Source organism: Sphingomonas sp. YR710 (genome assembly GCF_900101455.1).
Taxonomy (GTDB): Bacteria; Pseudomonadota; Alphaproteobacteria; order Sphingomonadales; family Sphingomonadaceae; genus Rhizorhabdus.
Map to the genome: position 1 here is coordinate 58,056 of NZ_FMZJ01000002.1, position 24,696 is coordinate 82,751.

The 24,696-nt window shown below is 62.8% G+C and carries 25 protein-coding genes; 8 read left to right on the forward strand and 17 right to left on the reverse strand.

Going from position 1 to position 24,696, the window contains the following annotated elements:
• Positions 1 to 50: 50 nt before the first annotated feature.
• Genes bioB through BLS13_RS02695 form a run of 6 tightly spaced genes read right to left on the reverse strand, consistent with a single transcriptional unit; the run spans position 51 to position 7,268 of the window.
• Positions 51 to 1,148: a biotin synthase BioB gene (bioB, locus tag BLS13_RS02670; RefSeq protein WP_093449611.1), complete on the reverse strand. Its 1,098-nt coding sequence runs from the start codon at positions 1,146 to 1,148 to the stop codon at positions 51 to 53.
• The gene (gene scpA / locus BLS13_RS02675) at positions 1,145 to 3,289 is read right to left on the reverse strand and encodes a methylmalonyl-CoA mutase (protein ID WP_093449612.1); all 2,145 of its coding nucleotides are present in this window, start codon (positions 3,287 to 3,289) and stop codon (positions 1,145 to 1,147) included. Before scpA ends, bioB begins: the two co-directional genes overlap by 4 nt.
• Position 3,290: 1 nt before the next feature.
• Entirely contained in the window at positions 3,291 to 4,079 is a 789-nt protein-coding gene (locus tag BLS13_RS02680; protein WP_093449614.1) for an enoyl-CoA hydratase-related protein, read from the reverse strand.
• A complete protein-coding gene (mce, locus tag BLS13_RS02685; protein WP_093449615.1) occupies positions 4,076 to 4,501 on the reverse strand; it encodes a methylmalonyl-CoA epimerase in 426 nt (141 codons plus the stop codon). The genes BLS13_RS02680 and mce overlap by 4 nt, the downstream gene beginning before the upstream one ends.
• Positions 4,501 to 5,688: a beta-ketothiolase BktB gene (bktB, locus tag BLS13_RS02690; RefSeq protein ID WP_093449617.1), complete on the reverse strand. Its 1,188-nt coding sequence runs from the start codon at positions 5,686 to 5,688 to the stop codon at positions 4,501 to 4,503. The genes mce and bktB overlap by 1 nt, the downstream gene beginning before the upstream one ends.
• 47 nt (positions 5,689 to 5,735) lie before the next feature.
• Entirely contained in the window at positions 5,736 to 7,268 is a 1,533-nt protein-coding gene (locus tag BLS13_RS02695; protein WP_093449618.1) for an acyl-CoA carboxylase subunit beta, read from the reverse strand.
• A 121-nt stretch (positions 7,269 to 7,389) separates the two neighbouring features.
• Here BLS13_RS02695 and BLS13_RS02700 point away from each other — a divergent pair, with 121 nt between their 5' ends.
• Together BLS13_RS02700 and BLS13_RS02705 are read left to right on the forward strand one after the other, a co-directional pair.
• Entirely contained in the window at positions 7,390 to 8,808 is a 1,419-nt protein-coding gene (locus tag BLS13_RS02700) for a helix-turn-helix domain-containing protein (RefSeq protein ID WP_093449620.1), read from the forward strand.
• Between the two features lie 57 nt (positions 8,809 to 8,865).
• A complete protein-coding gene (locus BLS13_RS02705) occupies positions 8,866 to 9,330 on the forward strand; it encodes a hypothetical protein (protein ID WP_093449621.1) in 465 nt (154 codons plus the stop codon).
• 6 nt (positions 9,331 to 9,336) lie between these two features.
• Here the strand turns inward: BLS13_RS02705 and rpoN are convergent, their stop codons facing one another.
• The 5 genes from rpoN to BLS13_RS02730 all read right to left on the reverse strand — a co-directional run bounded on the left by rpoN (position 9,337) and on the right by BLS13_RS02730 (position 13,682).
• Positions 9,337 to 10,821: an RNA polymerase factor sigma-54 gene (gene rpoN, locus BLS13_RS02710; protein ID WP_093449623.1), complete on the reverse strand. Its 1,485-nt coding sequence runs from the start codon at positions 10,819 to 10,821 to the stop codon at positions 9,337 to 9,339.
• 168 nt (positions 10,822 to 10,989) lie between these two features.
• Positions 10,990 to 11,769, reverse strand: a complete 780-nt coding sequence (gene lptB, locus BLS13_RS02715) for an LPS export ABC transporter ATP-binding protein (RefSeq protein WP_093449624.1) — start codon at positions 11,767 to 11,769, stop codon at positions 10,990 to 10,992.
• Between the two features lie 113 nt (positions 11,770 to 11,882).
• Positions 11,883 to 12,428: an LptA/OstA family protein gene (locus tag BLS13_RS02720; RefSeq protein WP_256325677.1), complete on the reverse strand. Its 546-nt coding sequence runs from the start codon at positions 12,426 to 12,428 to the stop codon at positions 11,883 to 11,885.
• Positions 12,425 to 13,072: an LPS export ABC transporter periplasmic protein LptC gene (lptC, locus tag BLS13_RS02725; protein ID WP_093449626.1), complete on the reverse strand. Its 648-nt coding sequence runs from the start codon at positions 13,070 to 13,072 to the stop codon at positions 12,425 to 12,427. Before lptC ends, BLS13_RS02720 begins: the two co-directional genes overlap by 4 nt.
• Positions 13,065 to 13,682: a ribonuclease D gene (locus tag BLS13_RS02730; RefSeq protein WP_093449627.1), complete on the reverse strand. Its 618-nt coding sequence runs from the start codon at positions 13,680 to 13,682 to the stop codon at positions 13,065 to 13,067. The genes lptC and BLS13_RS02730 overlap by 8 nt, the downstream gene beginning before the upstream one ends.
• 348 nt (positions 13,683 to 14,030) lie before the next feature.
• On the opposite strand from BLS13_RS02730, the gene BLS13_RS21150 reads away from it, so the two are divergent.
• Positions 14,031 to 14,849 carry a cold-shock protein gene (locus BLS13_RS21150; RefSeq protein ID WP_093449628.1) on the forward strand — a complete coding sequence of 273 codons (819 nt, stop codon included), beginning with the start codon at positions 14,031 to 14,033 and terminating at the stop codon, positions 14,847 to 14,849.
• Between the two features lie 98 nt (positions 14,850 to 14,947).
• Here the strand turns inward: BLS13_RS21150 and BLS13_RS02740 are convergent, their stop codons facing one another.
• Entirely contained in the window at positions 14,948 to 17,008 is a 2,061-nt protein-coding gene (locus tag BLS13_RS02740) for an NAD(+) synthase (protein WP_093449630.1), read from the reverse strand.
• Between the two features lie 80 nt (positions 17,009 to 17,088).
• Complete coding sequence (locus BLS13_RS02745; protein WP_256325678.1) at positions 17,089 to 17,850, reverse strand: GGDEF domain-containing protein; 762 nt, start codon at positions 17,848 to 17,850, stop codon at positions 17,089 to 17,091.
• On the opposite strand from BLS13_RS02745, the gene BLS13_RS20945 reads away from it, so the two are divergent.
• On the forward strand, positions 17,818 to 18,096 hold the full coding sequence (locus tag BLS13_RS20945; RefSeq protein WP_256325679.1) for a hypothetical protein: 279 nt from the start codon (positions 17,818 to 17,820) through the stop codon (positions 18,094 to 18,096). The two genes, BLS13_RS02745 and BLS13_RS20945, sit on opposite strands and share 33 nt — an antisense overlap.
• 111 nt (positions 18,097 to 18,207) lie before the next feature.
• Here BLS13_RS20945 and BLS13_RS02750 read toward each other — a convergent pair whose 3' ends face one another.
• The 4 genes from BLS13_RS02750 to BLS13_RS20240 form a co-directional block, all read right to left on the reverse strand.
• Positions 18,208 to 18,420 carry a DUF2842 domain-containing protein gene (locus BLS13_RS02750; RefSeq protein ID WP_256325680.1) on the reverse strand — a complete coding sequence of 71 codons (213 nt, stop codon included), beginning with the start codon at positions 18,418 to 18,420 and terminating at the stop codon, positions 18,208 to 18,210.
• Complete coding sequence (locus BLS13_RS02755) at positions 18,417 to 18,998, reverse strand: 5-formyltetrahydrofolate cyclo-ligase (protein ID WP_093449634.1); 582 nt, start codon at positions 18,996 to 18,998, stop codon at positions 18,417 to 18,419. Before BLS13_RS02755 ends, BLS13_RS02750 begins: the two co-directional genes overlap by 4 nt.
• 236 nt (positions 18,999 to 19,234) lie before the next feature.
• Positions 19,235 to 19,567, reverse strand: a complete 333-nt coding sequence (locus tag BLS13_RS02760; protein WP_093449636.1) for a cell division protein ZapA — start codon at positions 19,565 to 19,567, stop codon at positions 19,235 to 19,237.
• Complete coding sequence (locus tag BLS13_RS20240; RefSeq protein ID WP_143011851.1) at positions 19,567 to 19,770, reverse strand: hypothetical protein; 204 nt, start codon at positions 19,768 to 19,770, stop codon at positions 19,567 to 19,569. Before BLS13_RS20240 ends, BLS13_RS02760 begins: the two co-directional genes overlap by 1 nt.
• A 146-nt stretch (positions 19,771 to 19,916) precedes the next feature.
• On the opposite strand from BLS13_RS20240, the gene tkt reads away from it, so the two are divergent.
• The 4 genes from tkt (at position 19,917) to BLS13_RS02780 (ending at position 24,685) form a co-directional block, all read left to right on the forward strand.
• Positions 19,917 to 21,884, forward strand: a complete 1,968-nt coding sequence (gene tkt, locus BLS13_RS02765; RefSeq protein ID WP_093449638.1) for a transketolase — start codon at positions 19,917 to 19,919, stop codon at positions 21,882 to 21,884.
• Positions 21,885 to 21,897: 13 nt separating this feature from the next.
• Positions 21,898 to 22,908, forward strand: coding sequence for a type I glyceraldehyde-3-phosphate dehydrogenase (gene gap / locus BLS13_RS02770; protein ID WP_093449640.1), 1,011 nt, complete (start codon positions 21,898 to 21,900; stop codon positions 22,906 to 22,908).
• Positions 22,909 to 23,070: 162 nt separating this feature from the next.
• Positions 23,071 to 24,267, forward strand: a complete 1,197-nt coding sequence (gene pgk / locus BLS13_RS02775) for a phosphoglycerate kinase (RefSeq protein ID WP_093449641.1) — start codon at positions 23,071 to 23,073, stop codon at positions 24,265 to 24,267.
• A gap of 1 nt (position 24,268) precedes the next feature.
• Positions 24,269 to 24,685, forward strand: a complete 417-nt coding sequence (locus tag BLS13_RS02780; RefSeq protein ID WP_093449643.1) for a VOC family protein — start codon at positions 24,269 to 24,271, stop codon at positions 24,683 to 24,685.
• The last annotated feature ends 11 nt before the right edge of the window (positions 24,686 to 24,696 follow it).

Consider the following 24,696-nt stretch of genomic DNA (forward strand, 5'->3'; position numbering starts at 1 on the left):
ACACGCAAATACCGTCACCCGGCCCTGTTGGGCCGGACCGGGAGAGATCATCATTTCGCCAGGGATGGTTTCAGCCCAAGCTTCGCAAATAGTTTCGCATCCGAATCGCCGCCGGCATTGCCCGTGGTGAGCAATCGGTCGCCGGTGAAGATCGAATTGGCGCCAGCCATGAAGCACAAGGCCTGGGTCGCATCCGACATCGACTCGCGCCCGGCCGACAGGCGGACGACCGAATCGGGCATCGTGATCCGCGCCACCGCAACCGTCCGGACGAATTCGATATCGTCGATCCGCGCCGAGGGCACGCCCTTCAGCATGTCGCCGAGCGGGGTGCCGTCGATCGGCACCAGCTCGTTGATGGGCACGCTGCCTGGATGTTCGGGCAATGTGGCGAGCGCATGGATGAAGCCGACCCGGTCGGAGCGCGCTTCGCCCATCCCCATGATGCCGCCGCAGCACACGTTGATCCCCGCATTACGGACACGCTCCAGGGTCTGCAGCCGGTCGTCATAGCTGCGGGTGGTGACGACATGGCCGTAATATTCGGGCGAACTGTCGAGATTATGGTTGTAATAATCGAGCCCGGCGTCGGCAAGCCGCTCGGTCTGCTCGTCGCTGAGCATGCCCAGGGTCATGCAGGTTTCGAGCCCCATCGCCTTGACGCCTTCGACCATCGCCACGATCGCGTCCATGTCGCGATCCTTGGGGCTCCGCCATGCCGCGCCCATGCAGAAGCGCTCGGAGCCGCTGGCCTTGGCCTCGCGCGCAGCAGTCAGCACCTCTTCGACCTGCATCAGCTTGGAGGCCTTGAGATCGGTGTCGTTGCCGGCCGCCTGGCTGCAATAGCCGCAATTTTCGGCGCAGCCGCCGGTCTTGATCGACAGCAAAGTCGATAGCTGAACGGCGTTGGCGTCGTGATGGCGACGATGCACGGTCTGCGCCTGCCACAGCAGATCGTTGAACGGCAGATCGAACAGCGCCGCGATTTCCTCACGGGTCCAGTCGTTCCTGACCGGGCTCCCCTCCCTGCCTGCAGGGAGGGGCTGGGGGTGGGTGGGTGCCCCATGCGCCTCGATCGAGGAGGGGAGGAACCCACCCCCGGCCCCTCCCTTGGCAGGGAGGGGAGAGATTTTTGTGACCTCATTCATTCTGCGGCCTCATCGATGCCCTCGGGCGGGACGTTGTGGCCCAGCAACTGGAGCACTTCGGCCGCCGCGGCAACCAGGTTCGTGCCCGGGCCGAAGATGCCCTGCACACCGGCGTCGCGGAGGAATTGATAATCCTGCGCCGGTATCACACCGCCGGCGATCACCTTGATATCGCCGCGGCCGGCATCACGCAGATGCCCGATGAGCTCCGGAATCAACGTCTTGTGGCCCGCCGCCAGGCTCGACGCGCCGACCACGTCGACATCGGCCTTCACCGCCAGCTCGGCGACTTCGCGCGGCGTCTGGAACAAGGGCCCCGCAACGATATCGAAGCCGAGATCGCCGAACGCCGACGATACCAGATTGGCGCCGCGGTCATGGCCGTCCTGGCCCATCTTTGCGACAAACATCTTGGGCTTGCGGCCCTTGCGCCGTTCGATCGCGGCGACGCCCTCCATCAGCCCGGTCCAGCGCGCATCATCGTCGAACGCGCCGCCATAGATGCCCGAGACCGGTGTCGGCGTGGTGCCGTAGCGCCCAAACACATCCTCCATCGCCGCCGATATCTCGCCGAGCGTGGCGCGCGCGCGCGCGCATTCGACGGCAAGAGCAAGCAAATTCTCGCTACCTTTCGCGCCTTCGCGCAGCGCATCGAGCGCCGCCCGGCACTTCGCTTCGTCGCGGCCGGCCTTCACCTTGTTGATCCGTGCGATCTGCGCCTCGCGCACCGCGACGTTATCGACGTCGAGAATGTCGATCGGCGCTTCATTGGCGAGCTTATATTTGTTGACGCCGACGATCACGTCCTGGCCGCGATCGACCCGCGCGGCGCGGCCGGCGGCGGCTTCCTCGATCATCGCCTTGGGCCAGCCCGCCGCCACGGCCTTCGCCATGCCGCCATCGGCCTCGACCTTCTCGATGATCGCCCACGCCTTGTCGACGAGTTCCTGGGTCAGCGCCTCGATATAATAAGAGCCGCCGAGCGGATCGACGACCTTGGTCATCCCGGTCTCTTCCTGGATCACGATCTGCGTGTTGCGCGCGATCCGGGCGGAGAAGTCGGTCGGCAGCGCGATCGCCTCGTCGAGTGCGTTGGTGTGGAGCGACTGGGTGCCGCCCAGCATCGCCGCCATCGCCTCGATCGTGGTGCGCATCACGTTGTTGTACGGATCCTGCTCGGTCAGCGACACGCCCGATGTCTGGCAATGGGTGCGCAGCATCTTCGAACGCTCGTCCTTCGCGCCGAGATTGGTCATCACCCGGTGCCACAGCACGCGGGCGGCGCGCAGCTTGGCGATCTCCATGAAGAAGTTCATGCCGATCGCGAAGAAGAAGCTCAGCCGTCCCGCAAACTTGTCGATGTCGAGGCCCGAGGCGACGCCATATTTCACATATTCCTGGCCGTCGGCGATGGTGAAGGCGAGTTCCTGCACCTGCGTCGCGCCGGCCTCCTGCATATGATAACCGGAGATCGAGATGCTGTTGAACTTCGGCATTTCGCGCGACGTATAACCGAAGATGTCGGAGATGATCCGCATCGAGGGTTCGGGCGGGTAGATATAGGTGTTGCGGACCATGAACTCCTTGAGGATGTCGTTCTGGATGGTCCCGTCGAGCTGCGCGCGCGGCACGCCCTGTTCCTCACCGGCGACGATGAAGAAAGCGAGGATCGGGATCACCGCACCGTTCATCGTCATCGACACCGACATCTGATCGAGCGGGATGCCGTCGAACAGGATCTTCATATCGTCGATCGTGTCGATCGCCACGCCCGCCTTGCCGACATCGCCGGTCACGCGCGGATGATCGCTGTCATAGCCGCGGTGGGTCGCCAGATCGAAGGCGACCGAGAGGCCCTTCTGCCCCGCCTTAAGATTGCGATGATAGAAGGCGTTCGATTCCTCCGCCGTCGAGAAACCGGCATATTGGCGGATCGTCCACGGCCGGCCGGCATACATCGACGCACGCACGCCGCGCGTGAACGGCGCGAACCCCGGCAGGCCCGGATCGATGCCTGCGACATCATCGGCGGTGTAGAGCGGCTTGACGGCGATGCCCTCCGGCGTCTGCCAGGTCAGATCCTTGCCTTTGACTTCCTTGGCGGCGGCGGCCTGCCAGTCTGCGATCGTCTTCTCGGTCATCTCAATGGCCCTCAAATATCGGCTTGCGCTTCTCGATGAAGGCCGCGACCCCTTCGGCACAATCGCGGGTGCGGCCCGCGACGGTCTGATTGGCGGCTTCGAGATCGAGCGTTTCGGAGAGTGTCAGGGTAAGTGCGCTTGCCACCTGCTTGCGCATCATGCGGATCGCCATCGTCGGCCCGTTGGCAAGGCGAATCGCGATCTTGCGCGCCTCTGCCATCAGATCGGCATCGTCGACGACCCGGGCGATCAGGCCGGCGGCCTTCGCATCGTCGGCGCTCAATTTCTCGCCGAGCAGCGCCATCTCCAGCGCCTTGGCCCGGCCGACACCCCTGGCGACGAACCAGCTCGATCCGGCATCGGGCACCAGCCCGACATTGACGAATGCCATCAGCAGAAAGGCCGATCGCGCCGCGATCACGATATCGCCCGACAGGGCCACGCCGACGCCAGCGCCGACCGCCGGCCCGTTCAGCGCGGTGATGATCGGCAGCGGATAATCGGCCATCTTGCGAAGACCAGGATTATAGGATTCGTCGAGCAAGCCGCCGACATCCTCGGGAAGACCGAAATTGCCGTCCTCGTCGATCAGATCGGCCCCCGAACAGAAGGCCCGGCCCGCGGCCGTGATGATCAGCGCGCGGGCCCCGTCCCCAACCGCCTTGTCCATCGCATCGACCATCTCGGCGAAAACCGTCGGGATCAGCGCGTTCATGCGGTCCGCACGATTGAACGTGATCGTCGCGACATTGTCGGACAGTTCGAACAGGATCGTGCGATAGTCGCTCAATGCGCGGCCCCTTGCTTCGGCGTTTCCATGATCTCGGTCAGCACGCCACCCATATCCTTGGGATGCAGGAAGAAGACCGGCGTACCATGCGCGCCGATGCGCGGTTCGCCCAGCACGCGGATGCCCTTCGCCTCGAAATCGGCCTTGGCGGCATGAATCTCGGGCACCTCGAAGCACACATGATGCTGCCCGCCCGCCGGATTCTTGGCGAGGAAGCCGTGGATCGGGCTATTCTCACCCAGCGGTTCGATCAGTTCGATCTGGCTGCTCGGTGTATCGACGAAGCAGACGCGCACGCCCTGCGGCGGCAGATCGAACGGCTCGTGGATCTTCGTCGCGCCGAGCACGTCGCGATAGAGCGCGATCGACTTTTCGATCGACGGCGTCGCAACGCCAACATGGTTCAAACGCCCGAGCGCCATCAGATTCTCTCCACGATAAGAGCAATGCCCTGTCCGCCACCGATGCACATGGTGATCAGCGCGTAGCGGCCGCCGCTACGCTGCAATTCGTAAACGGCCTTGACCGTAAGGATCGCGCCGGTCGCCCCGATCGGGTGACCCAGAGCGATGCCGCTGCCGTTGGGATTGACCTTTTCAGGATCGAAACCCAGCGCGTTGGCGACCGCGCAGGCCTGCGCCGCGAACGCCTCATTGGCCTCGATCACGTCCATCTGGTCGATCGTCAGGCCCGCGCGCTCAAGCGCGATCGGCACGGCCTTGATCGGCCCGATGCCCATCAGGTCGGGCTCGACGCCGGCATGACCCCAAGCAACGATGCGCGCAAGCGGGGTCAGGCCCTTGGCGTCGGCGACGGCGCGGGTTGCCAGCACCAAGGCGGCGGCGCCATCGTTGATGCCCGAGGCGTTGCCGGCGGTGACCGAGCCTTCCTTGTCGAAGGCCGGGCGCAGCTTCGCCAGGCTTTCCATGCTGGTTTCGGCGCGCGGATGCTCGTCGGTATCGAAAAGGGTCACGCCCTTGCGGGTCTTGAGTTCTACCGGGACGATCTGGTCCTTGAAGCGACCTTCGGCGATCGCCAGGGCAGCGCGGCGATGGCCTTCGACCGCAAGAGCATCCTGCGCCTCGCGACCGATGCCGTACTTCTTCGCGATATTTTCGGCGGTGATGCCCATGTGGAACCCGCCCCATGGGTCGTTGAGCGTCTCCAGCAGCACGTCGAGCATGCTGACATTGCCCATCTTCTGGCCCCAGCGCGCGTCCTTCACGATATAGGGCGCCTGGCTCATGCTCTCGGCGCCACCAGCGACGGTGATACCTGCCTCGCCCAACCGCATCATCTGCGCGCAGGAGATAATCGCCTGCGCGCCCGATCCGCACAGCCGGTTGACCGTCAGCGCCGGCGCGGAAATCGGCACACCCGCGTTGACCGAAGCGACACGCGCCAGATAGGCATCCTTCGGGTTCGTCGGGATCACCTGGCCGATCACGACATGCTCGACATCGGATGCCGCGACGCCCGCACGGCGCAGCGACTCTGCGATCACCGTCGCCGCCAGTTCGGCCGGCGGAACATCCTTCAACGCTCCGCCGAAATCGCCGATCGCTGTCCGCGCGGCGCCAACGATCAGAACGTCCTGCAAATCAACCATGTCACTGTCCTGCTGTCGGCGTCAGGGGCCGAAATATCGGGGGCGCCTCAGAGCGGAATATTGTCGTGCTTCTTCCAGGGGTTTTCGAGGCTCTTGTTCCGAAGCTTGCGCAGGCCCAGCGCGATCCGCCGCCGCGTCGAATGCGGCATGATCACTTCATCGATGAAGCCCTTCGAGGCCGCGACGAACGGATTGGCGAAGCGCTCTTCATATTCCTTGGTGCGTGCGGCGATCTTGTCGGTATCGCCCAGGTCCTGGCGGAAGATGATCTCCACCGCGCCCTTGGCGCCCATCACTGCGATCTCGGCGGTCGGCCAGGCGTAATTGAAATCGCCGCGCAGATGCTTCGAGCTCATCACGTCATAGGCGCCGCCATAGGCCTTGCGGGTGATCACGGTGATCTTCGGCACGGTCGCCTCGCCATAAGCGAACAGCAATTTGGCGCCATGCTTGATGATGCCATTATGCTCCTGCGCGGTGCCCGGCAGGAAACCCGGCACGTCGACGAAGGTGATGATCGGAATATCGAACGCATCGCAGAAGCGCACGAACCGCGCCGCCTTCTTCGACGAATTGATGTCGAGGCAGCCCGCCAGCACGCTGGGCTGGTTGGCGACGATACCGACCGGACGACCTTCGATCCGGCCGAAACCGATGACGATGTTCGCGGCATGATTAGGCTGGACCTCGAAGAAATCGCCCTCGTCGACGACCTTCGTGATCAGTTCCTTCATGTCATAGGGCTTGTTCGCGCTGTCCGGTATCAGCGTGTCGAGACTCTCCTCGAGCCGATCCCACGGATCGTCGGTCGGGCGGACCGGCAACGGCTCGCGATTCGACAAAGGCAGGAAATCGAAGAAATCGCGCGTGGCGAGCAGCACCTCGATATCATTTTCGAACGCATTGTCAGCGACCGACGATTTGGTGGTATGGGTGACGGCGCCGCCCAGTTCCTCCTGAGTGACCACTTCGTTGGTGACGGTCTTCACCACGTCGGGGCCGGTCACGAACATGAAGCTCGAATCCTTCACCATGAAGATGAAGTCAGTCATCGCCGGCGAATAGACCGCGCCGCCCGCGCACGGGCCCATGATCAGGCTGATCTGCGGCACGACGCCGCTGGCCAGAATGTTGCGCTGGAACACCTCGGCATAGCCGCCGAGCGAAGCCACACCTTCCTGGATGCGCGCGCCGCCCGAATCGTTGAGGCCGATCACAGGGGCGCCGACCTTCAGCGCCATATCCATGATCTTGCAGATCTTCTGCGCATGCCGTTCGGACAGCGCACCACCGTAAACGGTGAAATCCTGGCTGAACACGAAGACCAGCCGGCCGTTGATCGTACCGGACCCGGTGACGACGCCGTCGCCCGGAATATGCTCCTGATCCATGCCGAAGTCGGTGCAATTATGCTCGACATACATGTCGACTTCTTCGAACGATCCCTGATCAAGCAGCACGTCGAGCCGTTCGCGCGCCGTGAGCTTGCCCTTCTTGTGCTGGGCATCGATACGTCGCTGACCACCGCCGAGACGGGCTGCCGCGCGCTTTTCTTCGAGTTTTTGCAGGGTAGCCAGCATGGGCCACGATACTCCACGATTCAGGGATGATCGCCCCCTTTTCAAGATTTGCGCCATAGTGCAAATGTAAACTTGTAAATTTGCGAAGTTCCATTTTGCAAATTGCTGAAAGGTCGCGATTTTGGCACGCAAGCTCAAGCATCGATTGTTTGCCGGCCACGAATTGCGCGCCCTTCGCGTGCGGGCGGGGCTGGGACAATCGGCGATGGCAACGCGACTGGGGCTTTCCGTGAGCTACCTTTCGCAACTCGAAAATGACGATCGGCCGGTCACGCCCGCGGTCACGGAGGCGCTGGCGCGGGCTTTCCCGATTGATTGGAACGTCGATCAGGCCGGCGATGCCGAACGCCGGCTGATGGCGATGCGCGAGGCGATCGCCGATCCGCTGTTCGGCGACGAGCTGTTCACGCCCGAAGTGCTTCACCGCGCGGTGGAACAGCAACCGCAGCTGGCGGATCGCTTCGTGCGCCTCCACAGTGCCTATCGCCGCAGCGAGGAAAAGCTCCAGGTCGTCGACGATCGGATCGGGAGCGGCGTTCCCGGCGATGATCGCCTGCCATGGGAAGAGGTTCGCGACTGGTTCCACGAGGCCGGCAATTATGTCGACAGCCTCGACCGCGCCGCCGAGGAACTTGCGCAACAGCTCGATGCCGAGCCGCTGCCGGAAGCGCTGATCGCCTTCTTCCTCAAGGACCGCCATGGCGTCGATCTGGTCACATCCACCGACGATGGCGGGACGATGCGCCGCTTCGACAAGGCGCGCGGCCTACTGACGGTCAGCAGCTCTCTACCGGCGGAAACGCGTCGCTTCATGCTCGCGCATCAACTCGCCTTGCTCGAGTTCAAATGGCATATCGGCGTGGTTGCCGCCGGCGCCAATTTGCGGTCAGCCGAGGCCCACACCTTGCTGTCGGTGGGCCTCGCCAATTATGCGGCAGGCGCACTGCTGATGCCTTACGGCGCGTTTCGGCGGACCGCACGGGCGATGCGACACGATATCGACCGGCTCTGCCAGCGCTTCGGAGTCAGCTTCGAGCAAGCGTGCCACCGCCTCTCGACGCTGCAGCGGCCGGGCCAGCGCGGCGTGCCCTTCTTCTTCTGTCGCGTCGACATGGCCGGTAACATCACCAAGCGTCATTCGGCGACCCGGCTGCAGTTCGCGCGCTTCGGCGGTGCCTGTCCCTTGTGGATCGTCCATGAGGCAGTTGCGATTCCGGACCGCATCCTCGTCCAGCTCGCCGAAATGCCCGATGGCGTGCGCTATGTTTCGATGGCGAAGGGGCTGGTCAAACCCAGCGGCAGCTTCAAACGCGCACCGCGCCGCTTCGCGGTCGCCCTGGGCTGCGAGGCCGAACACGCCCGCGAATTCATCTACGCCGACGCGCTCGACATGGGGAACGCTGCCGCGGCAACCCCGATCGGCATCTCCTGCCGGCTATGCCCCCGCGAGGCCTGCGACCAGCGCGCCTTTCCGCCCGCGGACCGATCGATCGCGGTCGATGCCGATGTGCGGAATGTGGTGCCGTATCGGGTGCTGTAGCAGCGTCTTGCATCACTGATACGGGTATGAAAGCATGCGCATCAAGGGAGAGCCTGCATGTTCAGATCGGCCGCCGAACGCGCAATCGTCACCGCCACCGCCATTTCCGGCACGCTCGACCTGTTGAGCGCTTTCCTGTTCGCGGGCATGAAGGGCAACAGCCCGGCGCGCGTCCTCCAAAGCGTCGCCAGCGGACCGTTCGGCAGCACGATGTTCGATCGGGGGGCGCGTGGCGCACTCGCGGGGCTGCTTGTCCACTATGGACTGATGACGATCATGGTCTCGGTCTTCGTCCTGGCCGTGACCCGGCTTCCGGCGTTGCTCAGACGGCCTGCCATTACCGGCATCACCTACGGATTCGGCATCTATCTGGTGATGTACTGGATCGTGCTACCGCTGCGCTATCCGGCGGCTTTCCCGCAGACCGGCGCATGGCAAGTCACTAACGCCCTGATCTCGCACGTATTATGTGTAGGGTTGTCGATGGGATTGGTTGTCGGTCGGATATTGCGGAAAGGTTGATTGCCGCTACCCGCCCTTTCCGCTCAATGTCCGTTGCCGGCGCCGCTGAACCGACGACCCCAATCCTATCGCCTCGCGATATTTGGCTACTGTCCGCCGCGCGACCTCGAACCCCTTGGCGTTGAGCAGTTCGACCAACTTGTCATCGGACAGGATATCGTCACCCTCGGCACCGATGAGCCTTCCGATTTGGCTTTTCACCGCCTCCGCCGAGACATTTTCGCCGCCATCCGCCGCCTGAACGCCGCTGGTGAAGAAATATTTGAGCTCGTGGAGCCCGCGCTCACACATCAGATATTTGTTCGATGTCACCCGGCTGACGGTCGATTCGTGCATGCCGATCGCATCGGCCACCGCCTTCAACGTCAGCGGCCGCAGATGATCGACGCCCTTCAGGAAAAAGCCTTCCTGTTGTTTCACAATCTCATGCGCGACCTTCAAAATCGTGCGGGCGCGCTGATCGAGCGCCTTCACCAGCCAGTTGGCGCTCGCCAGACATTCGGAAAGCCAGGCCTTGCTGTCCTTGTCCTGCGGACCATGGCTCAATTCGGTGTAATAAGAACGGTTGACGAGCACGCGTGGCAGCGTCCCGCTATTGAGTTCGATCGCCCAGCCACCTTGCGTCCGGCGAATGAACACGTCGGGCGATACCGGGGAGGCCGGCTCGCCACCGAAACGCAGGCCGGGCTTGGGATCATAGTTGCGCAATTCGCGGATCATGTCCGCCATGTCCTCTTCATCCACCCCGCACATCCGGCGTAGCTGCGGCAAGGCTCCACGCGCGAGCAGATCGAGATTGGCAATCAATTTGGCCATGCAGGGGTCATACCTGTCCGCCTCCTTCGCCTGGAGCATCAGACATTCGGCAAGCGATCGCGCGCCGACACCGCTGGGATCAAAAGTCTGGATCACCGCAAGAACACGCTCGACATGAAACAGGGCCTGATCGAGCTGCTGGGCGACATCGAAGGTCTGGCCAATGAAATATCCCGCATCGTCGATCAGGTCGATCAACGCGATCGCGATCGCCAGATCATTGCCAGCCAGTTGTTCACCGGCCTGCCCAACCAGATGGTCTTGAAGCGATATCCGCGCCGCGGCGAACGAATCGAGATCCGGCGCATCCTCGCTTCCCGATCGATCGGAGGCGCTTCCCATGTCGCTGGCGCTGTCATGATGGAAGGTTTCGGCTTCATAGTCGGCATCGAGCGGTTGATCGGCGATCGCATCGCCCGCCTCGATCAACAGGTCCGCCGTCGGGCCATCATCGTCGAAACCATCTTCGCGCTCGCCGCCCTCTTCGACGACATCGCGATCATCGGCGGCTTCGGTACTGCCGCTTTCGAGCAGGGGGTTCTTTTCGATCTCCTCGGCGAGGAACGCTTCGATTTCGAGATTGGACAAAGCCAGCAGCCGGATCGCCTGCTGCAATTGCGGCGTCATCACCAGCGACTGGCTCTGACGCAAATCGAGGCGGGGCCCGATGGCCATTATGCGGTCCGTTTTGAATTGCGCGAAAGAGCGCATTTCAAGGCGGCGCCGGCCCGCTCCCCCACCCGACCTCCCAACGGCAGTATCATATGGGAGGTCGGGTGGGGGAGCGGGCCGGTGCCGCAAATGCGCCGGAGACGCATTTCAAAACAGGCTGTCCGCATCATCTCAAAGCGAGAAACCTTCACCCAAATAGAGCCGGCGGACATTTTCATCCGCGACCAGCGCTTCGGGACTGCCCTGAAACAGCACTTTGCCATCATAGATGATACAAGCACGATCGACGATATCCAGGGTCTCGCGGACATTGTGATCGGTGATTAGCACCCCGATGTCGCGCCGCTTGAGGTCCTTCACCAGATCGCGAATGTCGGCGATCGAGAGCGGATCGATGCCGGCGAAAGGCTCGTCGAGCAGCATGATGGACGGTTCCGCCGCCAGCGCGCGCGCTATCTCGCACCGCCGCCGCTCGCCGCCCGACAGCGCCATCGCGGCCGAATCGCGCAAATGCGCGAGATGGAACTCGCTGAGCAACTCCTCGAGCCGATTCTGCCGAACCGTTGCATCGGGCTCAATCAGTTCGAGCACGGCCATGATATTCTGGCCGACCGTCATCCCGCGAAAGATCGAAGTCTCCTGCGGCAGATAGCCGAGACCCAGGATCGCACGCCGATACATCGGCAAGGTCGTGATATCGTCGCCATCGAGCAATATGCGCCCGGCATCGGGCTTCACGAGACCCATCACCGAATAGAAACAGGTGGTCTTGCCGGCACCATTCGGTCCCAGGAGCCCCACCACCTCGCCCCGCGCGACATCCAGCGAAATATCCGACAATACCTGCCGTTTATCGTATGATTTCGCGATCGACACGACAGACAGGCCGCGGATGATCGCATCCTCGTGCGGGGGCCTGGCGAGCCGTTCAATCGTTGCACTGTCATTCATCAGCCATTGTCCCGGGCAACGTCATCGCGCGCCCCTCAATTAGCGAAAGCCGCGACGCGTGGAAACTGGCAAGCTTCATGCATGCCGCGATTATCGCCAGAGTCGTCCGAATATCAGTTTCCGGTGCGGGCCGGCGGGGTGAAGCGCCCCGTCACCCGGCCATTGGCGCCACCGGCAACGACACCGCCGTCCATCGTCGCCATCCCCGTATTCAGGTTGAAAATCAGGCGCCCACCATGCGTGTCACCTTGTCCTGGACGGGTTAGAACAACGCCCCCGATCATCGTGATCAACCGTTTTTGCAGATCGTAGATGGCGAATTGAGCCCGCGCGGTTTCGGTCCGGCTCTTGAGAACGACATCGCCGCTCGCATCCATGCGATTGACCTGCGTGTGCCCGGCGGACGTATATGCAATCGTCATCCGATCCGACGTCAGCGTCATGTCGCCCTGACGAACGTCGACATTGCCCGAAAGAATGGCGCGATCGGCGCGGTCCTGCAATTCGATGCGATCGGCCGAAAAATCGACCGGCGCATTACTGTCGTGCCCTTTCAGGGCAGATACGCCTTGGGCATGCGCGCCCATGGCCATGCCGAACAAAGCCATCGCGAACAGAGCGCGCACCATCGAAACTGCCTTCCAAACCCCGCTGATCATCGCGCTGCCTTGGACTGGCCCTGCACGATATGCAAGCGCGCGCGCCCCTTGAGCACAACGATACGGTTGGTCAGGTCCGCAGTGAAATGATCGCTGGTAAACGTGCCCAACGGCATCGTCCCATCGACCGCGCCCTCGCTCGCTACCATGCGCGTCACGAGGTCGATGCCGACGTCGCGGGTCTGCATCTGATAGCCGTCGGCGGCGCGAAACAGCACCGGTCCGTCGATATTCACCTTTTCGCTGTCCATGTCATATCGGCCGCGGCCAGCATTGATCGTTGCCGGACCGTCCGGCAGTTGTATCTGCGCGGCGAGGCTGGTCAACTTCACCACCGGATCGCGCGATGTCACCTGCACCGCCGAACCCGCCGTCAGCTGAAACGGCTGCCCCTTCGAATCCTCGCCACGATAGGTGGCGCGCGTCACACGCATCCGCTCGCGGGCCAACTCCACGCGATCTTTGGACAGAACGAAGCTGATATCGCTGCCCACCGTCAACGGCGCCAATGCCAGCAACATGATCAGGATCAGGATCGCCGCCGGCAGCGCCAGCCGCATGATCGCCATCAACCGATCGTGGCTGCTGCCGGGAACGGCCCAAACCTGCCGCTGCGTGCGGACGCGGTCGGCAAGTTCAGACATGCGCGAAAATATCGATCTCCGGCCAGCCGGCCAGATCGAGCTCGGCGCGGGCGGGCAGGAAATCGAAGCAGGATTGCGCCAGCGCCATTCGCCCTTCGCGAATCAGCCGATCGTCAAGCTTCACCTTCATGGCGTGCAGATAGCGCACGTCCGAAGCCGCATATTCCTTCTGGGCATCCGAAAGCTCGGGGGCGCCCCAATCCGATGTCTGCTGCTGCTTCGAGATTTCCTGGCCCAGCAGTTCGCGGACGAGTTCCTTCAATCCGTGACGGTCAGTGTAGGTCCGAATCAGTCGCGAAGCGATCTTCGTGCAATAGACGGGCGCTGCCACGACGCCCAGATAATGGCGGATCGCCGCCAGATCGAAACGGGCGAAATGGTAGAGCTTGAGCCGCGCCGGATCCGCGAGCACTGCCCGCAGATTGGGCGCCGCATAATCGCTGCCGGCGGCAAAGCGCACCAGATGCTCGTCACCCCGCCCATCCGAAATCTGGACGAGGCACAGCCGATCCCGGGGCGTCTGGAGCCCCATTGTTTCTGTATCGATAGCAATGGATCCCGGGGCGAGGACATCCGGCGGCAGGTCTTCCTGGTGGAGATATATGGTCATTGCGCACGCATAGGCCGCAACCCCGCGGGGCTCAACCGCCTTGCCAGTCTTCCTTTACGCTTCATGCCGGCAGGGGACCGAATCGGCGCGCGTTTTGAATCTCGCCGCGTGGCAATATCGTTGGATATTCGCGCAAAATTGCCCGAAATAACGGTAACACAATCGTTCCAGCTACAGTTTGCACCATATTGCCGCGCGCCTTCGAGCAAAACTGCTCGCAGGATCGGGACTTTTGCTTTATGGCAAGTGTTTGGCGTGACTGATTTTGCGCGCCGAAAGGTTCGTGCGCTGGCCCGGCGCATTCGCCTTTCGACGTAACGGGGCGACATTCGGGAAGACTTTGACGGCATGAGTTTCGATAGAGGGCGGCGCGGCCAGCGCGGCGGCAGGGACAAGCGCGATAGCTTCGGTGACGAAAGCTTCGGTGGCTATGGCGGTGGCGGCTTCGGCGGCGGTGATCGTTTCGGCGGGGGCGGTGATCGCTTCGGCGGTGGCGGCGGCGATCGTTTCGGCGGCGGCGGTGATCGCTTCGGCGGTGGCGGCGGGGGCGGTGATCGCTTCGGCGGCGGCGGCGGTGGCGGTTTCCGCGGCGGCGGCGGCGGTGGCGGTGGTCCCCGCGGCGGCATGCCCGCCCAGGTGATCGGCGAAGGCAAAGGCGTCGTCAAATTCTTCAACTCGCAAAAGGGCTTCGGCTTCGTCGTGCGCGATGATGGCGGCGAGGACGTTTTCGTTCACATCTCCGCGGTCGAGCAGGCCGGTCTGACCGGTCTCGCGGAAGGCCAGCCGTTGGAATTCACGTTGGTTGATCGCGGCGGCCGCGTGTCGGCTACCGATCTCAAGATCGATGGCGAACCGATGGCGGTCGAGGATCGCGGTCCTCCGCGTGAACGCGAAGATCGTGGCCCCCGTGACGGCGCTCCGCGCGGCGGTGCGCCGACGCGCCAGCTTACCGGCGAAAAGGCAACCGGCACGGTCAAGTTCTTCAATGCGATGAAAGGCTTCGGCTTCATTCAGCGCGATGATGGACAGCCCGATGCCTTCGTTCACATCTCGGCCGTCGAACGCGCCGGCATGACCAATCTGAACGAAGGCGATCGCCTGGAATTCGAGCTTGAGGTCGATCGTCGTGGCAAATATGCTGCGGTCAACTTGACGCCGCTTTCCTGATCATCGCGCCTCGGCGCGGTATCAATTGAAGGCCCGGTCTCCGCGAGGAGACCGGGCCTTTCATTTTCCGGATGCCAATAAAAAGGCCCCGGCGGGCTCTACGCTTCGCCTTCCAGTGCCTCAGCCAGTTCCTCAAGCCACACGCGCGCCGTTCCGTCCGAAGGCGCCCGCCAATCGCCACGCGGCGAGAGACTACCACCTCCGGACACCTTGGGGCCGTTGGGGATCGCCGACCGCTTGAACTGGCTGATTTCGAAGAAGCGAAACAGGAAGCTTTCCAGCCAGCGCCGAATCGTCGGCAGATCATAACTGTTGCGCAGATTCGCAGGAAACTCGATCGGCCAGAGTCCGGCATCGGCATTCTGCCACGCATGCCACGCCAGGAAGGCGATCTTCGATGGCCTGAGCCCCAGACGTGCGACATGGTGCAGGAAGAAATCGCACAGTTCGTAAGGCCCGATCTTCGATTCGGTGCTCTGGATCTTGCCATCGTCACCCGCCGGTACGAGTTCGGGCGAAATCTCGGCGCCAAGGATGCCGGTCAGGACAGCATCGGTTTCAGCGTTGAACTGACTGGTGCGTACGGACCAGCGAATAAGGAACTGGATCAGCGTCTTGGGTACGCCGCAATTGACGGCATAATGGCTCATCTGATCGCCGACGCCATAAGTACACCAGCCCAGAGCAAGCTCGGACAGATCGCCGGTGCCAACAACGATACCGCGCTTCTGATTGGCGAGCCGGAACAAATAATCGGTGCGCAACCCGGCCTGCACATTTTCGAACGTCACGTCATAACGCGGTTCGCCGCGCGCGAACGGGTGGTCCATGTCGGCAAGCATCTGCCGCGCCGCCGGCCGGATATCGAGTTCGGCGGCAGTGATGCCGAGCGCCGTCATCAGCGCCCACGCATAGCCCTTGCTCGCCTCGCCAGTGGCGAAACCGGGCATGGTATAGCCCAGAATGGCGGTCCGCGGCAGGCCGAGCCGGTCGCACGCCTTGGCGGCAACGATCAGCGCATGCGTCGAATCGAGCCCGCCCGACACGCCGATCACCAGAGTTTCGCTGCGGCTGGCGGCCATCCGCGTGGCAAGGCCCGCCACCTGAATGTTGAACGCCTCATAGCAATCGGCGTCGAGCCGTTCGATATCGTCGGGCACAAACGGGAAACGCGCTACCAGCCGGCGCAGTCCGACATCGGCGAAATCGGGCCGATGGCCGAAGACGATCCGCCTGAAGTGCCTTTCGGGATGCCCCGCCGCCGCCGCCGCATCGTTAAATGTACCGTTGCGCATCCGTTCGAGCCGCAGCCGTTCGACATCGATATCGGCGACGATCAAATCGGATGCCGTTGCGAATCGCCGCGACTCGGCGACGACGGTACCCAGTTCGTGGATCATCGCCTGGCCGTCCCAAGCCAGATCGGTGGTGCTTTCGCCCGGACCGCTGGCCGAATAGGCATAAGCGGCGATCGACCGCACCGACTGGGCCGCCGCCAACAGTGCGCGCTCGCGCGCCTTCCCGATGATGATGTTCGATGCCGAAAGGTTGCACAGGATCAGCGCACCGGCCAGCGCTCCAAGCGACGATGGCGGAATTGGCGCCCAATAATCTTCGCAGATTTCGACGTGGAAAGTGAAATCGACAAGATCATCCGCAGCAAAGATCAGATCGGGGCCAAACGGCACCGTCTGGCCGCACAACAGCATGTCGAGTCCGGACAGCCCGGCACCAGGAGCAAACCAGCGCTTTTCATAATATTCGCGGTAATTTGGGAGGAAGCTCTTCGGCACCACGCCTAAAATACGACCCCGCGCGATTACCACCGCACAATTATAGAGTCGACCCACACGCCGGATCGGAGCACCAACCAGCAATATGGTAGGCAGATCCTTGCACGCCGTGACGATCCGGCCCAGCTCGGCTTCAACCCGATCGAGCAGGGCATCCTGCAGGTGGAGATCGTCGATCGCGTAGGAGGACAGTGCAAGTTCCGGCAGGACGAGCAGATCGACCGCCTCCGCCCCTGCCCGTCGTGCGAGCGTGATCAGCGCATCGGCATTGGTGCCGACATCGCCCGCGCTGGCGGCCGGCGTTCCCGCCGCCACACGCACGAATCCGTGTCGATGAATGGAGCGAAAATTGCCGGGGCGTTTCATCTTGCACCATCCATATGCGGAACGACGAGCGAGGCTATGTCGTTGCCCTTACAGGAGAGGGAGCAGTTACGGCAAATCGCTCAATCCGCAATAAGCACGCGATTTCGGCCTGCTTCCTTCGCGCGGTAGAGCGCTTCGTCAGCGCGCTTCAGGATCGAACCTGGCGAATCATGGCTTTCGAACGCTGCGATCCCGGCCGAAAATGTGAGCTTGCCAAGCGATTGGCCCGTGTTGGTGACCTTCAGTTCACGCGAAGCGATCGCCGCGCGTACCTTGTCGAGCAAGGTGCCAGCCTCGGTTGGGGCCAGCTTTTCGAAGACGGCAACAAATTCTTCGCCGCCATAGCGGGCCACGAACATATCGGCATGGCCCGATCGCGCCAGCGACGTGCCGACAAATTTGATCACTTCGTCACCGATCTGGTGCCCGTGCGTATCATTGAAGATCTTGAAATGATCGATGTCGCAGATCGCCAGCGACAATGACGACCGGGTCCGGCGTGCCCGCTCAAGTGCCGCGCGCAAATGCTGATCGAACGCCCTGCGGTTCGGCAACCCTGTCAGGGGATCGCTGTTCGCCGTTCGCTGCGCGACGGCCAGATCGTCCCGCAACGCCTTCATCTGGATCTCGGTGCGCTGCAGCTCGCCTTCGGCAGCTCGGGCCTTGTCGATCATCGAGCGGGTGAGCCCCATCAACGCGTCGACCGTCGGCGTCAGGTGCGCCCCATCTTCGAGAACGGCAGCCGTGCTCGCAAGCGCAGCCCCGTAATTTCGGGCGTCCTGGCCCGATCGCGACACAATGGCGCTGGCATGATCGATGACGCCGCTGAAATCGACTGTCATCCGTTCGAGGTCATCGGCGGACATACGCGAATCGCGTTGCGCCATGATCGTTTCGACTGCCTTGCCCGTCAGCCCGCCTCCCTCGCGAATCGCGCGATCGACCATCGCGATAAGATCGCGGTCACGGCCTGTCAGATAGCGGTGGCAAAGTTCGAAATTGATGGGGTTCGGTTGCAAACCATTATCGAACAGCAGCTTGCCGATCTTGTCAAAGAGACGGCGCCATTCTTCGCGTTCGGCATGTGACTCGATAATTCGCTCTGCGCGCACGGCGATACATCCCTGACCAGGGTTCCTACTTAGGTCAGGGTTCGATTACATCAGGTTAACGCAGGCCGAAATCCGCTCGCGCTGTCCTTAAGGACGCCAATGCCCGGTTTCCATCCAGGCGAGCAGCGGCTTGAGGGGCAGGATCCACGCCATCCCCAAAACGAGATAGACGATGGCCTGCACCAGCTGCGGCAATACCGCAATAAGAGGCGCGATCTGCAGAACCAGGGCCGCCCAGACGGCAATGATCAACAGGATCAGGAACATTCCGAACGGCTTGCGCCAACTGGGGTTTGTCACACGTTTTCGCCTTCGAACACGGCGCCCTCGGTTACGATCGCGTGGAGCCGTTCATCCCATGGATCGCGCGGAATCTCCGCGACCTGCTGGATCGACCAGCCGACACCGATCCGCCTGGCGTGCGGCATAGCCGCAAAGCCGCGATCATAGAAACCCGCGCCCTGGCCGATTCGCCAGAGCCCGGCATCGAAGCCGAGCAGCGGCGTGACGATCAGATCAGGCAAGACTTCGCGGGCATCGGTTGCCGGTTGAAGCAAGCCCGCGGGGCCCGGCTCGAGCAAATCACCGGGCGACCATGCGAGAAACCGCATCGGCACGTCACGCCGCGTGACATGCGGCAAAGCTGTTTCCAATCCGGCGGCGGCGGCGGCGCGGAGCACCGGCAGGCAACAGAACTCGCTGCCAATCGCCAGATATCCAGAAACGCAGCATGATTGCTCCAGCCATCGGACGAAGGACGTTGCGGCCCGTTCCTCCAGGCGCACGCGTTCTCCGTCCGCCAGATTCCGCACATAGCCATCCCGGCGCGCGCGCAGCGCAATGCGCAGGGCTGCCTTTGTCTCACGAGAAGAAGTCATAAGAGGCCTGGCGGGGTGGCGGGACCGCCATGGTCGTTTTCCGGAATATCCACTGACGCCAGGTACGTCAGGTGGGGGCCATGTGTATCAGACCAGGATCCGATCAGGGACAGCTCCCATGGATGAAGAATCGCCTCAGGGATTTTCGCTAAGCTCGTGCCGGGCAGTACCCGCCAAGGACTAGATAGGACGGCTGCGCCCATTGCTCAAGGCCCACCGTAATTTGGTCGTCCCCGCTATTCGGCAACGCCTTCCAGCCGCACCGCCAGGCGCTCCACCCGTTCGGCGATTCGCTCGATCGCGACGGCATAGGCCGGATCGGGCGCAACGTCCGCAGGCGATTCGTTACGAATCACTGCGGCGGCCCCTCGCACATCATTCAGCTCGTCAGCGATCAACAGCGCGCTCAACAGCAACGTGCGCGCCTCGGTCATTTCGCCGAGCGCCTTGCTGATGTCGGCCGCCTTTTGATCTACGACGCGAGCAAGCGCGCGCAATTGATCTTCCTCACCATCACGACAGGACAATTTGTAGCGGCGCCCGCCTACCGAGACTTCGACGTCTGCCATCAATCCATACCCAACAAGCGATCGATCCGCTCGATCGCCGATTCGGTCGTCTCGCGCAATGTGCGGTGGCGCTCGGCCAGCCGAAACAGCGCCTCACTCTCGTCATGCGTCATCGGCTGAGGCGCAGTCTCGATTCCGGCCTCGACCCGGGCCAAGGCACGCTCCAGTCTTCCCAGCGCTAATATCAGGCGTCGATCAGTCATCTGATACTGCAAATAGCAGGCTGATCGAGCGCGGCAAGCGGCGCGCGCGGTTGACGATACGGTAATAGCGCGACAAAGGGACGCGGGCGATGCGCATATCGCCCATCAAATCCTATATCTGTCCGACATTACAAAAGGCCTTCTGAATGACGATCACCCCGAGACAGCTCGCCAATGCGGTTCGAGCGCTGTCCATGGATGCCGTTCAGGCCGCCAATTCGGGTCATCCCGGCATGCCGATGGGCATGGCCGACGTCGCGACCGAATTATTCACCCGCCATCTCAAATATGATCCGTCGCAGCCCAAATGGGCCGATCGCGATCGCTTCGTCCTGTCGGCCGGCCACGGATCGATGCTGATCTACGCATTGCTGCATCTGACCGGCTATGCCCGCCCGACGATCGACGACATCCGCAATTTCCGCCAGCTGACCAGCCCGTGCGCCGGCCATCCGGAGAATTTCGAGCTCGCGGGCGTCGAGGCGACCACCGGGCCGCTCGGCTCTGGACTCGCCACCGCGGTTGGCATGGCGATCGCCGAACGGCATCTCAACGCTCGCTTCAGCGACGACCTGGTCGATCATCATACCTGGGTGATCGCAGGCGACGGCTGCCTGATGGAGGGCATCAATCACGAAGCGATCGGCCTGGCCGGGCATCTCAAGCTCGGTCGGCTCAACGTCCTGTGGGACGATAACAAGATCACGATCGACGGTGCCGTCTCGCTCTCGTCGAGCGAGGACGTGCTTGCGCGCTATGCCGCGACCGGCTGGCATACGGTTTCATGCGACGGCCATGATGCCGACGACATCAATCGTGCGATCGAGGCTGCGAAGGCCGATCCGCGCCCGTCGCTGATTGCCTGTCGCACCATCATCGGCTTTGGCGCGCCCAACAAGCAGGGAACCTCGGCCACCCATGGTTCCGCGCTTGGCGCCGCCGAGGTGGCGGCGGCGCGCGAAACGCTGGGCTGGACATCCGAACCTTTCGAGATTCCGGCAGATATCGCTGCAGCCTGGGCGAAAGCCGGCGCCCGTGGCGCGGCCGTACGCAGCGGTTGGGAAGGCCGGCTGGTGGCATCCGCCGACAGAGCCGAATTCGAGCGCCGCATGGCCGGCAAGCTGCCGACGAATTTCTCGCTCGATGCCTATCTTGCCGATCTGATCGCCAACCCGCAGAAGGTCGCCACCCGCAAGGCATCCGAAATGGTGCTCGGTCCGATCAACGACCAGCTGCCCGAGACCTTGGGCGGATCGGCCGATCTCACCGGATCGAACAACACCAAGACCAAGAGCCAGGCGCCCTTCACCGCCGACGATTATAGCGGCCGCTACATTTATTATGGCATTCGCGAGTTCGGGATGGGCTGCGCAATGAACGGGATGGCGCTGCACGGCGGCATCATTCCCTATGGCGGCACCTTCCTGGTGTTCTCCGACTATTGCCGCGCCGCGATCCGACTGTCCGCGATCCAGGAGCAGCGCGTCATCTATGTGATGACCCATGATTCGATCGGCCTTGGCGAGGACGGCCCGACCCATCAGCCCGTCGAGCACTTGATGAGCCTGCGTGTCATGCCAAACCTCGATGTCTATCGTCCGTGCGATGTGATCGAGACCGCCGAATGCTGGGCGCTGGCGCTCGAAAAGGGCGATGGCCCGTCGTTGCTCGCGCTGTCGCGTGAAGGCCTGCCGCAGCTGCGCACCGATATTTCGGAGAATTATTCGGCCAAGGGTGCCTATCGCCTTAAGCCCGCCACCGCGGTGCGCCGGGTCGTTCTGATCGCCACCGGCTCGGAGGTTGAGATTGCGATGGCCACGGCCGCGAAGCTCGAGGAGGCAGGTATCGGTGCCGACGTCGTCTCGATGCCATGCTGGGAGCGCTTCGACGCGCAGACCGATGCCTATCGCGACTCGATTCTGCCAGCCGACGCCCTGTTGGTATCGATCGAAGCGGGTACGACGATTGGCTGGGAGCGCTATGTCGGCCGCAAGGGCCTGCGCTTCGGGCTCGACAGTTTCGGTGCCTCGGCGCCGGTTAAGGCGCTGTACGATCATTTCGGATTGACCGCGGACAAACTCGCACCCCGGATCATGGGTGCATTAACGAACTGAGGAGTATTTCGGCATGGCAGTGAAAGTTGCGATCAACGGTTTCGGGCGTATCGGGCGTCTGGTGGCACGGGCCATTCTCGCGCGTCCGGAGAGCGGACTCGAGCTGGTGGCGATCAACGACCTTGCCGATGCCAAGTCGAACGCCCTGCTGTTCAAACGCGATTCGGTTCATGGCGCCTACAAGGGCAATGTCGAAGTCGACGGCAACGATCTGATCATCGACGGCAAGCGCGTGAAGGTTTCGGCCGAGCGTGATCCAGCCAACCTGCCGCATGCCGCCAATGGCGTCGACATCGCGCTCGAGTGCACCGGCTTCTTCACCGATCGCGCGTCGGCTGAAAAGCATATCGCCGCTGGCGCCAAGCGCGTGCTGATCTCGGCCCCCGCCAAGGGCGTCGACCTGACCGTCGTGTTCGGTGTCAACCATGACAAGCTGACCGGCGATCACACGATCGTGTCGAATGCATCGTGCACGACAAACTGCCTGGCACCGATCGCCAAGGTGCTGAACGATACGATCGGCATCGAGCGCGGCCTGATGACGACGATTCACAGCTACACCAACGACCAGCGCATCCTGGATCAGATCCACAGCGACATGCGCCGCGCCCGCGCTGCCGCCATGTCGATGATCCCGACGACGACGGGCGCCGCCCGCGCGGTCGGCGAAGTTCTGCCGGAACTCAAGGGCAAGCTCGATGGCTCGTCGATCCGCGTACCCACCCCCAACGTCTCGGTGGTGGACCTCACCTTCACGCCGAAGCGCGACACCTCGATCGATGAAGTCAACGCCGTGCTGAAGGCGGCGAGCGAGAGCGGCCCGCTGAAGGGCATCCTCCAGTTCGTGACCGAGCCTTTGGTATCGATCGATTTCAACGGTGACGCGCACAGCTCTTCGGTCGACAGTCTCGAGACCGCCGTAATCGAAGGCAAGCTGGTCCGGGTGCTGAGCTGGTACGACAATGAATGGGGTTTCTCGAACCGCATGGTCGACACCGCAGGGGCGATCGCCAAGTTCCTGTAACTCCAAACCCCTCCCCGAGCTTGTCTCGGGCGGGGGACCGCTCGAAGAGCGGTGGAGAGGTCTGCGGAACATTCGAAGGTCGCGCACACCCCTCCACCATCCTGCGGATGGTCCCCCTCCCCGCGCAAGCTCGGGGAGGAACGTCTCCATCGAGGACCGTGTATGAGCAGCTTCAAGAGTCTTGACGATATCGGCGATGTACGGGGCAAGCGCGTGCTCGTACGCGAGGACCTTAACGTGCCGATGGATGGCACGCGCGTGACGGATGACATGCGGCTGCGGGCCGCTGCGCCCACGATCGCCGAACTCGCCGACAAGGGCGCGATCGTGCTCGTCCTTGCCCATTTCGGACGCCCGAAGGGAGAGCGCAAGCCGGACATGTCGCTCGCTCAGGTGACGGGCGCGCTGGAAGGCGTCCTCGGCCGCGACGTTCGCTTCATCGGCGATTGCTGCGGCGAACAGGCCGAAGCCGCCGTTGCGCAGCTTAAGGCCGGCGACATCGCCGTGCTCGAAAATACCCGCTTCCACAAAGGCGAGGAGAAGAATGACCCCGAACTCGCCAGAGCGATCGCCCGGCTCGGCGACCTTTACGTCAACGATGCCTTTTCGGCCGCCCACCGCGCGCATGTCTCGACCGAAGGCCTCGCCCACATCCTGCCCGCCTTCGCGGGTCGTTCGATGCAGGCCGAGCTGGAAGCGCTCGAAAAGGCGCTCGGCAAGCCGGAACATCCTGTCGCTGCGGTCGTCGGCGGCGCCAAGGTTTCGAGCAAGCTCGACGTTCTGCGCCACCTCGTCAGCAAGGTCGATCATCTGATCATCGGCGGCGGCATGGCCAACACCTTTCTGGCCGCACGCGGGGTCGATGTCGGCAAGTCGCTGTGCGAGCACGACCTGAAGGACACGGCACTCGCGATCCTCGATGCCGCCGACAAGGCCGATTGCACCGTCCACCTGCCTTATGACGTGGTGGTGGCCAAGGAGTTTCGCGCCAATCCGCCGGTCCGCACCGTCAACGTCCATGAAGTTGCCGCTGACGAGATGATCCTCGACGTCGGCCCTGCGGCGGTCGAGGCGCTCGGTGATGCTCTCAAGAATTGCCGGACGCTCGTGTGGAACGGCCCGCTCGGTGCGTTCGAGATCCCGCCTTTCGATGCCGCGACGGTCGCGCTGGCGAAAACCGCAGCCGCGCTCACCAAGAGCGGATCGCTGGTCTCCGTCGCCGGCGGCGGTGACACCGTCGCGGCACTCAACCATGCCGGCGTGGCGGACGACTTCACATTCGTCTCGACCGCGGGCGGCGCCTTCCTCGAATGGATGGAAGGGCGCGAACTGCCCGGCGTAAAGGCGCTGGAGGCCTGAGATGATCAGGATACGGGATATCGACCATGTCGTTTTCCGTATCGTCGATCGTCAGGCCATGCTCCGCTTCTACACCGAGGTTCTCGGTGCCGTCGTAGAGAAGGTTCAGGAAACGATCGGGCTATATCAGCTGCGCGTGGGATCCTCGCTGATCGATCTGGTACCGGTCGACGGCGAACTGGGCAGAAGGGGTGGCGGCGCACCGGGTAAGGATGGCCGCAACGTCGATCATGTCTGTTTTCGGGTTGCACCTTGGGATGAAGATGCCATCAGGCGACATCTGATGGAGCATGGCATATCGCCAGTTGAGGTGGTTTCGCGCTACGGCGCAGAGGGAGAGGGTCCGAGCATCTATCTGACCGACCCGGAGGGGAATATGCTGGAGCTCAAGGGCCCGGCATGGCCGACGGACGGATAGGGATCGGTTTT

Bases quoted from the DNA above. Each gene is read 5' to 3' on its own strand.
- bioB (WP_093449611.1), bottom strand. From the start codon at position 1,148: ATGAATGAGGTCACAAAAATCTCTCCCCTCCCTGCCAAGGGAGGGGCC.
- scpA (WP_093449612.1), bottom strand. From the start codon at position 3,289: ATGACCGAGAAGACGATCGCAGACTGGCAGGCCGCCGCCGCCAAGGAA.
- mce (WP_093449615.1), bottom strand. From the start codon at position 4,501: ATGGCGCTCGGGCGTTTGAACCATGTTGGCGTTGCGACGCCGTCGATC.
- bktB (WP_093449617.1), bottom strand. From the start codon at position 5,688: ATGGTTGATTTGCAGGACGTTCTGATCGTTGGCGCCGCGCGGACAGCG.
- BLS13_RS02695 (WP_093449618.1), bottom strand. From the start codon at position 7,268: ATGCTGGCTACCCTGCAAAAACTCGAAGAAAAGCGCGCGGCAGCCCGT.
- BLS13_RS02705 (WP_093449621.1), top strand. From the start codon at position 8,866: ATGTTCAGATCGGCCGCCGAACGCGCAATCGTCACCGCCACCGCCATT.
- rpoN (WP_093449623.1), bottom strand. From the start codon at position 10,821: ATGGCCATCGGGCCCCGCCTCGATTTGCGTCAGAGCCAGTCGCTGGTG.
- lptB (WP_093449624.1), bottom strand. From the start codon at position 11,769: ATGAATGACAGTGCAACGATTGAACGGCTCGCCAGGCCCCCGCACGAG.
- BLS13_RS02720 (WP_256325677.1), bottom strand. From the start codon at position 12,428: ATGATCAGCGGGGTTTGGAAGGCAGTTTCGATGGTGCGCGCTCTGTTC.
- lptC (WP_093449626.1), bottom strand. From the start codon at position 13,072: ATGTCTGAACTTGCCGACCGCGTCCGCACGCAGCGGCAGGTTTGGGCC.
- BLS13_RS02730 (WP_093449627.1), bottom strand. From the start codon at position 13,682: ATGACCATATATCTCCACCAGGAAGACCTGCCGCCGGATGTCCTCGCC.
- BLS13_RS21150 (WP_093449628.1), top strand. From the start codon at position 14,031: ATGAGTTTCGATAGAGGGCGGCGCGGCCAGCGCGGCGGCAGGGACAAG.
- BLS13_RS02740 (WP_093449630.1), bottom strand. From the start codon at position 17,008: ATGAAACGCCCCGGCAATTTTCGCTCCATTCATCGACACGGATTCGTG.
- BLS13_RS20945 (WP_256325679.1), top strand. From the start codon at position 17,818: ATGATCGATGACGCCGCTGAAATCGACTGTCATCCGTTCGAGGTCATC.
- BLS13_RS02745 (WP_256325678.1), bottom strand. From the start codon at position 17,850: ATGACAGTCGATTTCAGCGGCGTCATCGATCATGCCAGCGCCATTGTG.
- BLS13_RS02755 (WP_093449634.1), bottom strand. From the start codon at position 18,998: ATGACTTCTTCTCGTGAGACAAAGGCAGCCCTGCGCATTGCGCTGCGC.
- BLS13_RS02760 (WP_093449636.1), bottom strand. From the start codon at position 19,567: ATGGCAGACGTCGAAGTCTCGGTAGGCGGGCGCCGCTACAAATTGTCC.
- BLS13_RS20240 (WP_143011851.1), bottom strand. From the start codon at position 19,770: ATGACTGATCGACGCCTGATATTAGCGCTGGGAAGACTGGAGCGTGCC.
- tkt (WP_093449638.1), top strand. From the start codon at position 19,917: ATGACGATCACCCCGAGACAGCTCGCCAATGCGGTTCGAGCGCTGTCC.
- gap (WP_093449640.1), top strand. From the start codon at position 21,898: ATGGCAGTGAAAGTTGCGATCAACGGTTTCGGGCGTATCGGGCGTCTG.
- pgk (WP_093449641.1), top strand. From the start codon at position 23,071: ATGAGCAGCTTCAAGAGTCTTGACGATATCGGCGATGTACGGGGCAAG.
- BLS13_RS02780 (WP_093449643.1), top strand. From the start codon at position 24,269: ATGATCAGGATACGGGATATCGACCATGTCGTTTTCCGTATCGTCGAT.